We start from the raw sequence: 13,573 nt of genomic DNA, 5'->3' as shown, positions 1-13,573 counted from the left end.
GGCAATCTGGTTCAGAAAGAATACGCTGGAACAGAAAGTAAAAGTGAAACGGAAAAACTGCTCCGTCAGGCAATGGACGATTACGAAAGCAAGAAATTCATTGCAAAGTCGGAAAATATTACAGTTGGAGAATTACTTGATATATGGGCAGAGGAAGAATTAAAGACCGGTACTCTCAGTAATGGGACAGTCCAGAATTACCTCGGTGCTATTACCAACATCAAGAAGCATCCAATTTCAGAGAGAAAGTTGAAAAATGTAACATCTGAGCATTTACAAGCCTTCTTCGATCTGCTTTCCTTTGGTGGCACTTATCCAGATGGTTCAGAAAGAAAAGGTTATAGCAAAGATTACATTCGTTCTTTCTCGGCAGTATTACAGCAGTCATTCCGATTTGCAGTATCACCAAAGCAATATATCACTTTCAATCCGATGCAGTATATTAAGCTGAAATACCAGACGGATGAGGTTGACCTGTTTTCCGATGATGACATGGATGGCGATATACAGCCAATTCCACGAGAGGATTATGAAAGACTGATTGAATTTCTACAGAATTACAATCCACCGGCAATACTTCCAATCCAGATAGCTTATTATGCAGGACTTCGTATCGGTGAAGCCTGTGGTCTGGCATGGCAGGATGTAAATCTTGAAGAACAGTGCCTTACAATCAGACGCAGTATCCGCTATGATGGTTCAAGGCATAAGAACATCATCGGACCGACCAAACGAAAAAAGGTAAGGATTGTTGATTTTGGAGATACGCTGACAGAGATTCTTCGCAATGCCCGAAAGGAACAGCTTAAAAACCGAATGCAGTACGGAGAACTTTACCACAAAAACTACTACAGAGAAGTAAAAGACAAAAACAGAGTTTACTATGAGTTCTATCATCTGGACGGAACAGAGAATGTTCCAGAGGATTATAAGGAAATATCCTTTGTCTGCTTAAGACCGGATGGAAGTCTGGAACTGCCAAGCACGTTAGGAACTATTTGTAGGAAGATTGCTCAGAAACTGGATGGATTTGAAGGATTTCATTTTCACCAGCTGCGACACACCTATACAAGCAACCTTCTGGCAAACGGAGCAGCACCAAAGGATGTGCAGGAACTGTTAGGACACTCAGATGTCAGTACCACAATGAATGTCTACGCCCACTCCACGAGAAAAGCCAAACGGGAATCCGCAAAGTTACTTGATAAAGTGGTAGGCAACGACTAAATAAAACTTTCCCTTATTTCCCTTACGATTATCTCATAAGGGCAAAAATAAGGGAAAATACATATCATTTCACTAATGAATAGGCTAAAAAGCCTGTAAAATAGGGAAAGTTATAAAAATATTTCGGCAAACTAGAATTTAACTATTGGATTTATGTTCTTCATTATACTTCTTAAGTATTAGATCTGCTCTTTCGTTTATTTTATTCAACATGTTTTCCAAGCATTCTTCTACCTCTTCTTTTTCTAGCGGACATGGATAAGACAAAGATTGTCCTTTAAAAAACGTAATTCCATTAATTCTGTTTTCATTAACTTGATAATACATACTCAAACAATATTTTTCTTGATTTTCAATAAAAAAACTATGCCATTTTTTTATAGTTTCATTGTCTACTTCTACTGAAGTATTATCTTCTGAAGTATTAGAATATTTCAAATTTAATCCTTCATCAACACATTTTTGTATTTTATTAATCATTAAAGGAAAATAATCTCTTACATCACTTAATAGTCCCTTTGCCGAATTAAAACCTTGAGGACAAGGCATAAAATTTGCAACAGTATGACAAAGCTCCGCCAGTTCTTTCATATCCGTATATTCTTTGCATAAGGCAGTTACTCGATTTCTTGCATCAGAGTTTTCTTTAAAATATTTTTCTGGAAATGAATCATATTTTTTATAATGATTCTTATATATCTTAACATTTCCTGCTTCTGCTATTGGATATTCCTCTGGATATTTTAAATGCATCGCATATGAAAAAGTTATCCAAAACGAGTTAATTACATCATAGAATGGACTTTGATTCCATTGTAATTCTTTATAGCATTGTTTTGCTTCTTCACAATATTCCGCATCGACTTGTGCTGATGTGAAAAAAAGAAACAACTTATCAATTGAGTTAAATTCTTTTAAATCTTTAATTAATAACTCTTTACTTATTTCCAAAACAACCTCTCCTCTATCAATTCCGATTTTCTCAATTCTCCAAACTTGAATTTATATAATTATCTCTCTAACTTTCCCCATTTTATAGGCTTTCCCGCCTGTCCATTAGTGAAATGATATGTAGTTTCCCTTATTTTTACCCTTATGAGATAATCACAAGGGAAATAAGGGAATTTTTTTAATCATTGCCTACCACTTTATCAAGAAGCCTAACTGATTTTCGTTTAGCATCTCTTGTGGAGTGAGCATAGACATTCATTGTGGTACTTACATCTGAGTGTCCTAACAGTTCCTGCACATCTTTTGGGGCAGCTCCATTTGCTAAAAGGTTGCTTGTATAGGTGTGACGTAACTGGTGGAAATGAAAGCCTTCAAATCCCTCTAATGTTTTTGCCACCTTTCTGCAAACAGTCCCCAAAGTAGTTGGAAGTTCCAGACAACCATCCGGTCTTAAACAGACGAAAGAAATTTCTTTATAATCTGCCGGGACTTCCTCTGTTCTGTCTAAGCAATAATATTCGTAGTACACTCTGTTTTTCTCTTTGACCGCTTTGTAGTAGTTCGTGTGATAAAGTTCTCCGTACTGCATTCGATTTTTTAACTGCTCTTTCCGGGCATTACGGAAAATCTCTACCAGCGTATCTCCAAAATCAACAATCCTCACTTTTTTCCGCTTGGTTGGTCCGATGATATATTTGCGCTTTGAGCCATCGTATCGGATGCTACGTCTTATGGTAAGGCATTGTTCTTCCAGATTTACGTCCTGCCACGCCAAACCGCAGGCTTCTCCAATACGAAGCCCGGCATAATAGGCTATCTGGATTGGAAGTATTGCGGCTGGGTTCTTTTTTTTCAGATAAGCAAGCAATCTTTCATAATCTTCTCGTGAAATTGGTTGGATATTTCCGTCCATGTCCTCGTCTGAAAACAAATCAACTTCATCCGTCTGATACCGCAGTTTAATATACTGCATGGGATTAAACGTAATATACTGTTTTGGAAATACTGCAAAGCGGAAGGACTGCTGCATGACTGCGGAAAAAGAATGGATGTAATCTTTGCTGTAACCCTTTCTCTCTTTTCCGTCGGGATGAACTCCCCCGAAGGAAAGCAAATCAAAAAAGGATTGCAAATGCTCAGAGGTTACATTTTTTAATTTCCGTTCTGCCAGCGGATGTTTCTTAATATTTCGGATTGTTCCGAGGTAATTCTCCACAGTACCATTGCTGAGCGTACCTGTTTTTAATTCCTCCTCTGCCCACACATCCAAAAGTTGTCCGACTGTGAGATTTTCCGCTTTGGCAACAAATTTCTTTTTCTCATAATCATCCATTGCCTGACGGAGCAGTTTTTCAGTTTCACTTTTGCTTTCTGTTCCAACGCATTCTTTCTGAACAAGATTGCCGCTTGCGTCCTCTACATAGAAGCGGTAGTACCATTTCTTTCCTTTTTTTCTTACAGATCCTTTTGCCATAATCGTATGTCTCCTTTCGATATTAGACAATCGGAACTGATGAAATGCTTCGTGCGTGTAAGTATATCATAACTCCGGCTGTCTTACTATACCGATTCGGAATCTTCGTATAAGACTTCTGATAAAAGATTTGCAAGCCTTTGCTCTGCTGTTTTTGGTTTCTTGGAATAGAGCCTTACGATGTCTGCCATCTCATTAAAAGCATTGATGGTGTGAGTGATTTCCCTTAAGAACATAATCTCATTATATTCATCATTCGATTCAAACCCTATTGTTTTGGCAATATCCGTCTGACCATCATTTCCCTTGAAGTTTTTGCAGGCGAACTGAAAGGAATCCAAAAACAGACCATATTGTTTTAACATCAGCAGTAATAAATCTTTTGAAAAAGCATCTTCTTCTTTGGTAAGGGCAAGTGGTAACTGTTCCAGAATATCTCCCATCGCATCACGAATCTGTAATTCTCTCTTATCCGTAATATCGGTTTCATATTCATCTGTTTCCCCTTTGAGCCATTCCACAGATACATGGAGTGCTTCCGAAAGACCTTCCAACACCATTTTTTTCGTATTGTCAATCGAACCATTCTCATAACGCAGGATTGTAGAAGCGGTAACACCCATCTTTTCTGCGACATAAGGCTGTGTCAGATTCAATTCCAGACGGCGCTGTTTTACTCTGCTCCCTATCAGCTTGCGTAATTCTTTATCTTTCATGCTGACTGCCTCCTTTTTCGGTATGTATGAATTATAGCATTGTTTTTCTAAAATTGCAATATGCAATATAAAGTTTATTTTTAACATTTCGTAACGCTTGACAAAAAGATGTGAAAAGGATATACTTACATCACAAGAATTGCATAATGCAATTTGTAAGGAGGTGATTATATGACGCAAAGAAAAATTGCATTATCCATCGAAGAAGCTGCTGACTATACGGGAATCGGCAGAAACACCTTAAGACAGCTTGTAGAATGGAAGAAACTTCCAGTATTAAAGGTTGGTCGCAAAGTCCTGATTAAAACCGATATTCTGGAAATGTTTATGGAAGCTAATGAAGGTCGTGATTTGAGGGATAGAGTAAATGTAAAAGCTGTAACAAGAACTGTGGCAAATTAAAAAGGCGGCTTCCAAAGAAACCGCCAAAGGTTCTATCAGACCAAAGCCATGATATACCTACACGCAAGAAGATTATACCATGTGCTTCTTCTGATACGCAACCGAGAACTTATGTTTGCAAAAGAAAGGAGAATGTAATAATGGCAAAATCAACAAAAAGTTATGAAGAACGAATGCTTGAAATGGAAAAAAAGGAACAGGAAAGCCTTGAAAAAGCAAAACGATATGCAGCACAGAAGAAAGAACTTCTGAAACGAAAGAAAACCGAGGAAAGTAAAAAACGAACCCATAGGCTCTGTCAGATTGGCGGTGCGGTGGAATCCGTTCTTGGTGCTCCTATTGAGGAAGAAGACATCCCAAAGCTGATTGTTTTTCTGAAAAGGCAGGAAGCCAATGGGAGATTTTTCTCAAAAGCAATGCAGAAAGAAACCAATACCGATATGGAGGAAGTGTAATGGCAGAGGGGATGAGTTTTTCATTCCCTTCATTGCTTTTTCATGAAGGGCGCACTTATGGACAACCAAAGGTCGTCCCAATAAGTTTGCCACAAGTGGCAACCGGTCTGCGCTCACGCTTGCCGGGCTCGTTCCGTCGGCGGGGCTTTCAGCCAGACCTGCTCATGCCGCAGGAGGCACTCTTCGCCAGAGAGGCGCATTCCATGCAGGCTGCTATGCGCAGGGCACTCTTACGCAGAGGGCGTTCCGGCAATGCTGCTTTTTCTAAAACTGAAAGCAATGTTGCCGGAAATCTATGCCGGATACGTCAGAAAGGAGGAATCCAGACATGGCGATTTTTCATTACACAATCAAAATAGTCGGACGAAGTAAAGGGAAATCTGTTATCTCCGCTTCCGCATATCTCAATGGGGATGTGATGAAAAACGAGGAAACAGGGAGAATCAGTTATTACACTTCTAAAAAAGAAGTGGTCAACACCCGGCTGATGATGTGCGAAAACGCACCTCCTGAATGGCAGATAGTACCAGAAGAAAATATAAAACGCTTTCAAAAATCTGTCCGATACAAAAGGTCAGAAGATAAAGAAGCTGCTTTAAAAAAATTCAAAATCACATTTCAGAAACAGAGGTTATGGAACGAGGTATTGAAGATTGAAAAAAATGCAGATGCCCAACTTGGCAGGTCATTTGAATTTGCCCTCCCCAAAGAATGGAGCAGACAGGAACAAATTCAATATACAACCGACTATATCCAAAAAACTTTTGTAGATAGAGGAATGTGCGCTGATTGGAGTATCCACGACAAAGGGGATGGCAACCCCCATGTCCATCTGCTTCTAACTATGCGTCCTTTTAACCCGGATCATTCTTGGGGAAAGAAAGAAGTCAAGGATTGGGATTTTGTCAGAGATAAAAACGGAAATATCGTGATTGATGAATCCCATCCGAACTGGTGGCAGGATAAGAAAAACCCTGACCGTCATGGAATCCGTATCCCTGTATTAGACGAAAACGGAATTCAGAAGATTGGAGCAAGAAACCGCCTGCAATGGAAACGGGTGCTGACCGATGCTACTGGATGGAACAATCCAAAAAATTGTGAACTGTGGCGGAGTGAATGGGCAAAGGTATGTAATGAACATCTGCCTTTGCATAATCAAGTTGATCATCGTTCTTATGAAAAGCAGGGAAAACTCCAGATTCCTACCATCCATGAAGGAGCTGACGCAAGAAAGATTGAACAAAAGTTTTTTGCCGGGCAGGAAATAAAAGGCTCGTGGAAAGTAGCGGAAAATCAAATCATAAAACAACAAAACACGTTATTGCAAAAGATACTAAACACCTTTGGGAAAGTATCGGGTGCATTATCATTATGGAAGGAGCGATTAAATGACATTAGAAGAAAGCCGGGAAATTATACCCTTAATGGAATCCATGATTGGTCAAATCGAAGAACAGCAGAACCTAATGGCAGAAATGATTCTGGAAATGCAGAACCGGGACACTCAACTCTCTCTTATGCAAAAACAGAATCAGAAATTACAAAAATTAAACAACGAGTTATCCGAGCTGCTCAACATTTTGCCAAATACCGAGGAACTGCTTTCCAAGATGGAAGAACAGAAAACGAAGATAGAGCTTTTGGAAAACGAAAATCAGCAATGGCAGAAATTGGCACAGAAGCTGAACAGCGAAAACAGTTTATTACTGAAACAGAACACCGAATTGCTGAACTGGAACAGCAGATAGAGAAAGGACGTGATATAGATGAACGAATCCAGAGAATCAAAGAACGCCGAACAGTTGGAAGAACTTCTGCTCTTGACCGAGGAGATACAGGCAGAACTGGAACAGAAAGACCAGCTTATCGTGGAACTGAAGACGCAGCTCAACGAATCTCTGACCTTGAACGAGAAATTAAACAAAGAGAACAGAGCATTGAATATTCAATCATTAAAGAACGACTTGAAGATGGCAGACAGAGCATTGCGGATCGAGAAAGAAAAGCTGCGAAGCGCAAACGTCACGATAGAGGATTGTCAAGATAAAATACGCTGCTTAACACAGGAACGGGATTATGCCCGGACACATCAGAAAATCGTAGAGATACCGGTGGAAAAGCCGGTACTCTATGAAAAATGTGAAGCCTGTGACCGGGCAGCCTATCAGAATGCAAAAACGAAATACGAAACACAAAAAGAGCGACTTGCCGGACAGTATAAAGCAAAAACGGTAATGTTCCAAACAACCTTGTTTCTTCTTGCATGGTATTCGCTGATATCCACTCTTTTTCAGGCAATACAGTCAGATGCGTTTCTTTCCGATTGTAAATCATTCTTCAATGATTTAGCATCATTCATACAAACCTTTGTCGGATGGACGATTGATGCCGGGCATTCTGCGGCACAGATTAGTACAAAAATTCCAAATGCTTTTATAGCCGGAATGGTATATTGGTTATTGCTAATATTGATTGTAGGAATATGTATGTCAGGAACAGGGATGCTGGCGATACTGATAGAAATAAAGGTTATAGAATTATATAAGAAAAACTGTTGGGATGTTATTACTCTACTAATGATACTGACAAGTGTTGCTATTGTCATTTATTTTGGAGAATCAATCAAAAAAGTACTGTCAGTAAATCTTCTATTGCTTTTCGTACTTTCGCAGGGCGCATATGTTGGAATTAGATGTTATCTTAAAGTTTGGTTAGAAAAAAGACCATATTAGTATTTTCAACTTACTGTATAGACAGTAAAATTACTCCATACCAGCCTAGTGAAAATTTACTGTATGAAAAGAAGTATTACAGAGAAAAAAGGCTGTAAAAACAGGAACAGCCAGCCCGAAAGAATTTACGGACTGGCTGTATCAGCAGAGTAATGTAATTGTGGAGCTGACCGAGATATGAAAAGCTTTCTATCATCAATTTCGCATTATTGCAATAACAGATTGCTTCTTCCATGAATGAATAAGCAATATTGTCATCAAACTTTCAAGCATAAACATAGCAACAGCAAAAAGAGTAAAAGCAACGATCGGAAATACAAATCCCGTAGACATGCCTGCATTTTTCAAAAATATACCGATTGCATATCCGCCGGGGATTCCAACAACAGCAGTTATAAGCAATGCAATCAAAGTAGTAAAAAGACCTTCCATCATAAATGCTTGCTCCAACTGCTTATTTGTCATACCAATAGATTTTAGTGTGCCCATTTCCTGTTTCTGTGATAAAAGATTTGTCACAGTAAGATTGATTTGATTGATGACCGCAAATATCCACAAGATGGCTGCAATCGCATAAGCTAATGTAAAACCTGCACGATTGTCTGATTGGTGTTCTACAATAAAATCTTGAATGGTTTGTAAGCGAACATCCCTATTGTCAGAAACTAATAATTCGAGTTCCTGCTCGATCATTTCCTGATATTCAGCTTCTGCTTGTATTTCGATTGCGTATATACAGTCATAACCTGCAAGTTCTTTGAGCATATTTTCCGGCATTCTGAAAATATAGCCACCCATTCCATCATTGCTGGAAGTGATTGCACCAATTTTGAATGCTTTTGTTATTGTTTTACCACTATGATTTTTGAAATTAAAGGTCACAGTATCCCCAATTTGAGGTTTCCAATGGTAAACATCATAAATACGTTCGGGGTCACTTACAACTAATTCTGTATCATCAGTAATATTTCCAGACAAAATAGCTGCATTTAGCGATGCCAAATCCTTTTCATTATAGCCGAGCAGCAAGGTGCTATCTGAAATATCATTGTCTGTTGAGTAATCAACTGGTAAGGTAGCATAAGTAAATATATTGCTAACTCCCTCCATATCTCCAACACGCTTTACATAATCAGAAAAATATTCTTTCTGCAAGAGAGCATCCAGATTTTCACTTTCATTTTCTAAATCAATGCTGATTTTGAAATCTCCGTACTTCATATCCCAATAACGAGCCATACTCTCGGCATTAAAAGAACTCTGATAACTTGCTGCAAGGAAAAATATAACTCCGCACAGTCCCAATGATAAAATGGTCAATAGAGATTTTTTTCTGTTTCTGAAAAAGCTGATTTTCGCTAAATATACGGGCGTAATACGATGTCTTTTGTGAGTGCGATAATTTACAATTCCCACTTGATTTTTCAGAGCAGAAATTGGAGAAGTATTCGCTGCAATTTTTGCTGGTTTACGAACACTAATATAAACAAGCAGTATTCCAAAAAGGCATGCGCCACATAGAGAAACAATAAATGCAAATACTGACCAGCCTTTTGATTGCAGACAATAGCTGATGATCGTTCCCATGATACTACCAATTAAAATCCCCGGAACTGCAAGCATATAACCCTGTTTAAGAACTATTTTATAAATTTGCTTTTTACTTGCCCCTATTGTCCGAAGCTGTCCGAACTCAGCAACTTTTTGTCCAACCGAAATATAGAAAATGCTGTAAATTACAAGTGCGGCAGCTAAAAACAAAATGGCAGCAACTACACCATATACCGCATAATTACTGAAGGACAAAGTTGTATTTACATAATCATAGTAACTGCTGACTGTCCAATTATTCAGTCCAGTCTCCTCTGAAATTTGAGATAATATTTCTGTTGCTTCGTCTTTTGTAAGGGTATCTGCATTTTCAAGCCAAACATATCCATTAAGCAGGTTATTTCCACGTAATTCCCGGCATTTTTCAAGTGAAACAAAAACAGGATAAGCGGTAGAAGTTTTATCATGATAAATACCAACAATAGTATAATTCTTCAAAGTACCATCCAGATTCAACTGAACTATGGCGTTGATTTCCGGAGACTTATTTTCACTGGCAAAAAAGGCATCTGTAACAGCAATTTCACTTGCTTTCTCTGGATATTTTCCGTCAAAGGCAGGAATCAAACTAAGCATGTCATCATCATAATAAATCAGAGACAGTTCTTTAGAATTTTCTTTCACTGTTTTGATATTACAGGAAAGTCCTACACTTTTTACTTCTTCGTTTGCTAACAACTTTTCTTTACTGTCCTGCGTAATGTCAAAGAAAATCCCTTGATGTAATCCTTCGATTTCTTTCTGATTTTGATAAATGATATTTTGCACTGTGAGCAACGACATCATTATCATAGCAACGGCTACAATAATTGCCGAAAGGCAAAATAAGTTTTTCTTCTTATCAAAACGCACACTTTTTCGTGCTAATTTTTTAATTACTGCACTGGTATCATTTTCAAAAGGATAATTCATAATTCCCACCTCCTTTAGCCAACAATTTTACCATCTTCAATCCGTACAATGCGGTCTGCGAGTTGAGCGATCTCGTTGTTGTGAGTAATCATTACAATGGTCTGATTAAATTCTCCGCTGGTACGCTTCAAAAGCCCTAACACATCTGCACTGGTCTTGCTATCAAGATTTCCGGTCGGTTCATCAGCAAGGATAATCGCAGGCTTCGTAATTAAAGCTCGTGCAATTGCTACACGTTGCTGTTGACCGCCTGAAAGATTGTTCGGCATATTTTCCAGTTTATCTTCTAAAGCCAACATATACACAACTTCGTCCATAAATTTCTGGTCTACTGTATCGCCATCCAGTTCCACAGGCAGGACGATATTTTCATATACATTCAAAATCGGAACCAGATTATAATTTTGGAAGATAAATCCGATGTTACGACGGCGGAAAATTGTCAATTCATCATCATTCTTTTTTGCGAGTTCTTCTCCCCGTACAATCACGCTGCCGGAAGTGGGGGTATCAAGTCCTCCCATCATGTGAAGCAATGTAGACTTACCGCTGCCGGAAGTTCCAACTACGGCAACAAATTCTCCCTGTTCCACAGTAAAATTTACACCATTAAGGGCACGAGTAATATTTGGTTCTGTGCCGTAATACTTCTTTAAGTCGATTGTTTGTAAAATGTTCATATTCAAATGCTCCTTTCAAGGCTTTCTATCTGTTGATAAAGCCATTGTAAACCACAAATGTTACACAAATGTCCGAGATAGAAAAAATTTTTATCGAAAATCAGGGTGAAATGTTACAACGCTCGGACATTTCAAAAAAAGTGGTTATATCTTACCTTACAGGAAGCATAATAGAAAATTCTGAGCCTTGCCCCAGCTCTGAAACGACCTTGATATATCCCCCTTGCCTTGTTACAATCTCACGAGCCAAATACAAACCTATTCCTACACCCTGTTGATCGTGTACTTCTTCCTCACGATAGAAGCGCCGAAAGATGGCAGCCTGATTACTTTCTGAAATGCCCTTGCCGGTGTCGGTCACTTTGACCTCTACGTACATTTCCCACTGAACCACTGATACAGAAATCTTTCCACCTGACGGAGTGTATTTTACTGCATTGTCCAGCAGATTGAAAAGGGCTTCGCTTGTCCACTTGCTGTCATGGGAGATTATCAAATTTTCCGGGCAATCCACGGATACAGCAATTTCTTTTTTCTCTGCGGCATATACAATACTGCTCATAGCTTGTGCAAGCGTATGGAATAAGCTGCTGTCTTTCTTTTCTAATCGTATCGCTCCGGTTTCCAACCGGGATGTTTTAACCAGTGCTTGGAACAGAAAATCTAGTTTATCAGTCTGACTGCGTATGCCTTGTAAAAAGTCCATCCGTTCTTCTTCTGAAACAGGCTTTGTTAAAAGTGTGTCCGTTACCATTTGCAAATTGCTGACAGGTGTTTTGACTTGATGCGAAATATCAGAAATCAGCATTTGAAGCTCCTGTCGTTCCATGTCTATCTTGTGTCGGTTTTTCTGCATAATCTCATACAACCGGATTAAGCGGTGGTTGATACGGGCAAAAAGAGTTTCACTATCATTTGACTTTTGTAATTCCTCGTTTCCATCAATCATGTTGTCCAGCGTCCGGCACAAATTAGAAGTAAGATGAGAAAGGCGTTTTCCAAAAAACAGCACCAATAGCCAAATCCAGAAAAATGCACAGAGTGTCAATGTTCCACCCGCTATGAAAATTCGTGTATCCTGCATTATACCGCCGAAAATACCAGTAATTACCAGCATAGAGAAAACCATGCCAGCACTAATCAGTCTACAAATTTTCTTAGCAGAAAGGTTATTCAGTTTCATTTCTTTTCGCCTCCTGTCCATTGATAACCCATACCGTAAACCGTTTTGATATATGTGTCGCCATCCGCTTCAATCTTACTGCGAATGCGGCTGATAGAAGTAGTAAGGGTATGTTCATCTACATATTTTTCATCAATGTCCCACAGCCTTTCCAAAAGTTGTTGGCGGGTAAGTACCTGCTTCGGATTTTTAAGAAATAGGTTCAGCATTTTATATTCCATCGCAGAAAGCGCTAATGGTTTCCCGTTCAAACTTGCAAATTGTTCCGAAAAATCCAGAAACAGGCTACCATCCTCGTAAATATCCTTAGCTGGTTTGTGATGTTCCAACATAGCGAACATGGCTTTGATCTTTCGCTGCAAAGCACTAATCGAAAAAGGTTTCGTGATATAATCCACTGCACCAGCTTCATATCCTCGTATCTGATCGCTTTCCTGATCGTTGGCAGTTAGAAATATAACTACTGTATCAGGATGCTCTGGCTTGATAAGACGGCATAGGTCATAACCATTTCCGTCTGGTAAATTTATATCTAGCAATACCAAATCAAAAATGTTTGTTTTTAATGATTCAGCGGCTGTCCTTGCATTCAGAACAGAAGTTATTGTGTAACCGTCCAATTCCAAATTATAAGTAAGCGTTTTATTCAAAAGATTATCGTCTTCGACAATTAAAATCTGCTTCATATTGTCACTTCCTTTTCTTTTTGCAGATAGTATAACAGGCAAATGTCCGAGAATTGTTACAAGGACAAATATATTTTTCATTTTACAGCTTTTTTCTGTGTACTGCAATTTTATAAAAGAAAGGACAGCAGTGTCAAATTGCTGTCCTTTCTTTGTTTGCGCGCCATGGGCGCGCTCTAACGGGTGTAAGTCCCGAACATGCCCAGGTAGTGGGAAATGTATAGCCGAACAGCAAGGGTGTCTACCGTGAGGTGGAATCTGAAGGAAGCTGTAAGCGAATCTCTGGTCCGACGGACAGAAATCGCATATAAGGCTAGGCTTCGAGTGATAAGCTGGCAAAGAACAGCGAAGTCTAATAACTACCACGTTTGTAGAAGCAGAGTAAATGCGGCGGATATATGGAGAGAAAGAGCGTGCACCTTAAGCGTGGAGGTCTCACAGAGGTTTCATTAGCCTAGTAACAGCGAACTGTGAGAAGTCAGCCGAGCCCATAGTAGTGAAGAAGTCTCTGTAATGGGGATGGAGCGAAGGGGCGAACAAT

The 13,573-nt window shown here is 39.1% G+C and carries 13 protein-coding genes; 6 read left to right on the top strand and 7 right to left on the bottom strand.

Annotation, left to right across the window (positions count from 1 at the left end; all coding sequences use genetic code 11):
- The coding region (locus LKD41_RS14915; protein ID WP_227701615.1) for a tyrosine-type recombinase/integrase at positions 1-1,227 on the top strand (1,227 nt) is incomplete at its 5' end.
- Positions 1,228-1,365: 138 nt separating this feature from the next.
- Here the strand turns inward: LKD41_RS14915 and LKD41_RS14910 are convergent.
- From LKD41_RS14910 to LKD41_RS14900, 3 genes are all read right to left on the bottom strand, one after another.
- Complete coding sequence (locus LKD41_RS14910) at positions 1,366-2,178, bottom strand: hypothetical protein (RefSeq protein WP_227701614.1); 813 nt, start codon at positions 2,176-2,178, stop codon at positions 1,366-1,368.
- A 178-nt stretch (positions 2,179-2,356) separates the two neighbouring features.
- Positions 2,357-3,652, bottom strand: coding sequence for a tyrosine-type recombinase/integrase (locus LKD41_RS14905; RefSeq protein WP_009265517.1), 1,296 nt, complete (start codon positions 3,650-3,652; stop codon positions 2,357-2,359).
- A gap of 86 nt (positions 3,653-3,738) precedes the next feature.
- A complete protein-coding gene (locus LKD41_RS14900) occupies positions 3,739-4,368 on the bottom strand; it encodes a helix-turn-helix domain-containing protein (RefSeq protein WP_009265518.1) in 630 nt (209 codons plus the stop codon).
- A gap of 171 nt (positions 4,369-4,539) precedes the next feature.
- Between LKD41_RS14900 and LKD41_RS14895 the strand changes: the two genes are divergently transcribed.
- The 5 genes from LKD41_RS14895 (at position 4,540) to LKD41_RS14875 (ending at position 7,960) form a co-directional block, all read left to right on the top strand.
- Positions 4,540-4,770: a helix-turn-helix domain-containing protein gene (locus tag LKD41_RS14895; protein WP_195659413.1), complete on the top strand. Its 231-nt coding sequence runs from the start codon at positions 4,540-4,542 to the stop codon at positions 4,768-4,770.
- Positions 4,771-4,910: 140 nt separating this feature from the next.
- Positions 4,911-5,225 (top strand): hypothetical protein, encoded by a 315-nt coding sequence (locus tag LKD41_RS14890; protein ID WP_055152287.1) that lies wholly within the window; start codon positions 4,911-4,913, stop codon positions 5,223-5,225.
- The gene (locus LKD41_RS14885; RefSeq protein ID WP_227701613.1) at positions 5,225-5,584 is read left to right on the top strand and encodes a hypothetical protein; all 360 of its coding nucleotides are present in this window, start codon (positions 5,225-5,227) and stop codon (positions 5,582-5,584) included. Before LKD41_RS14890 ends, LKD41_RS14885 begins: the two co-directional genes overlap by 1 nt.
- Entirely contained in the window at positions 5,554-7,275 is a 1,722-nt protein-coding gene (locus LKD41_RS14880; protein ID WP_195659412.1) for a MobA/MobL family protein, read from the top strand. The genes LKD41_RS14885 and LKD41_RS14880 overlap by 31 nt, the downstream gene beginning before the upstream one ends.
- The gene (locus tag LKD41_RS14875) at positions 7,199-7,960 is read left to right on the top strand and encodes a DUF6040 family protein (protein ID WP_230312910.1); all 762 of its coding nucleotides are present in this window, start codon (positions 7,199-7,201) and stop codon (positions 7,958-7,960) included. Before LKD41_RS14880 ends, LKD41_RS14875 begins: the two co-directional genes overlap by 77 nt.
- Before the next feature lie 195 nt (positions 7,961-8,155).
- Here LKD41_RS14875 and LKD41_RS14870 read toward each other — a convergent pair whose 3' ends face one another.
- The 4 genes from LKD41_RS14870 to LKD41_RS14855 form a co-directional block, all read right to left on the bottom strand.
- Positions 8,156-10,483, bottom strand: coding sequence for an ABC transporter permease (locus tag LKD41_RS14870; RefSeq protein ID WP_227701612.1), 2,328 nt, complete (start codon positions 10,481-10,483; stop codon positions 8,156-8,158).
- Between the two features lie 14 nt (positions 10,484-10,497).
- Positions 10,498-11,163, bottom strand: a complete 666-nt coding sequence (locus tag LKD41_RS14865; protein WP_173772881.1) for an ABC transporter ATP-binding protein — start codon at positions 11,161-11,163, stop codon at positions 10,498-10,500.
- Positions 11,164-11,314: 151 nt separating this feature from the next.
- Complete coding sequence (locus LKD41_RS14860) at positions 11,315-12,346, bottom strand: sensor histidine kinase (RefSeq protein WP_118212819.1); 1,032 nt, start codon at positions 12,344-12,346, stop codon at positions 11,315-11,317.
- Complete coding sequence (locus LKD41_RS14855; RefSeq protein ID WP_019162604.1) at positions 12,343-13,032, bottom strand: response regulator transcription factor; 690 nt, start codon at positions 13,030-13,032, stop codon at positions 12,343-12,345. The genes LKD41_RS14860 and LKD41_RS14855 overlap by 4 nt, the downstream gene beginning before the upstream one ends.
- Positions 13,033-13,573: the final 541 nt, after the last annotated feature.

It is taken from the genome of Roseburia sp. CLA-AA-H209 (genome assembly GCF_020687575.1).
Taxonomy (GTDB): Bacteria; Bacillota; Clostridia; order Lachnospirales; family Lachnospiraceae; genus Roseburia_C; species Roseburia_C amylophila.
The sequence above is the reverse complement of the archived record's forward strand: the minus strand, read 5'-3'. Positions and strand labels throughout refer to the sequence as shown.

What these genes read in the sequence shown, in the direction of transcription:
- LKD41_RS14865 (WP_173772881.1), bottom strand. Translation starts at nt 11,163, where the DNA reads ATGAACATTTTACAAACAATCGACTTAAAGAAGTATTACGGCACAGAA.
- LKD41_RS14860 (WP_118212819.1), bottom strand. Translation starts at nt 12,346, where the DNA reads ATGAAACTGAATAACCTTTCTGCTAAGAAAATTTGTAGACTGATTAGT.
- LKD41_RS14880 (WP_195659412.1), top strand. Translation starts at nt 5,554, where the DNA reads ATGGCGATTTTTCATTACACAATCAAAATAGTCGGACGAAGTAAAGGG.
- LKD41_RS14905 (WP_009265517.1), bottom strand. Translation starts at nt 3,652, where the DNA reads ATGGCAAAAGGATCTGTAAGAAAAAAAGGAAAGAAATGGTACTACCGC.
- LKD41_RS14870 (WP_227701612.1), bottom strand. Translation starts at nt 10,483, where the DNA reads ATGAATTATCCTTTTGAAAATGATACCAGTGCAGTAATTAAAAAATTA.
- LKD41_RS14855 (WP_019162604.1), bottom strand. Translation starts at nt 13,032, where the DNA reads ATGAAGCAGATTTTAATTGTCGAAGACGATAATCTTTTGAATAAAACG.
- LKD41_RS14885 (WP_227701613.1), top strand. Translation starts at nt 5,225, where the DNA reads ATGGCAGAGGGGATGAGTTTTTCATTCCCTTCATTGCTTTTTCATGAA.
- LKD41_RS14895 (WP_195659413.1), top strand. Translation starts at nt 4,540, where the DNA reads ATGACGCAAAGAAAAATTGCATTATCCATCGAAGAAGCTGCTGACTAT.
- LKD41_RS14875 (WP_230312910.1), top strand. Translation starts at nt 7,199, where the DNA reads ATGGCAGACAGAGCATTGCGGATCGAGAAAGAAAAGCTGCGAAGCGCA.
- LKD41_RS14900 (WP_009265518.1), bottom strand. Translation starts at nt 4,368, where the DNA reads ATGAAAGATAAAGAATTACGCAAGCTGATAGGGAGCAGAGTAAAACAG.
- LKD41_RS14890 (WP_055152287.1), top strand. Translation starts at nt 4,911, where the DNA reads ATGGCAAAATCAACAAAAAGTTATGAAGAACGAATGCTTGAAATGGAA.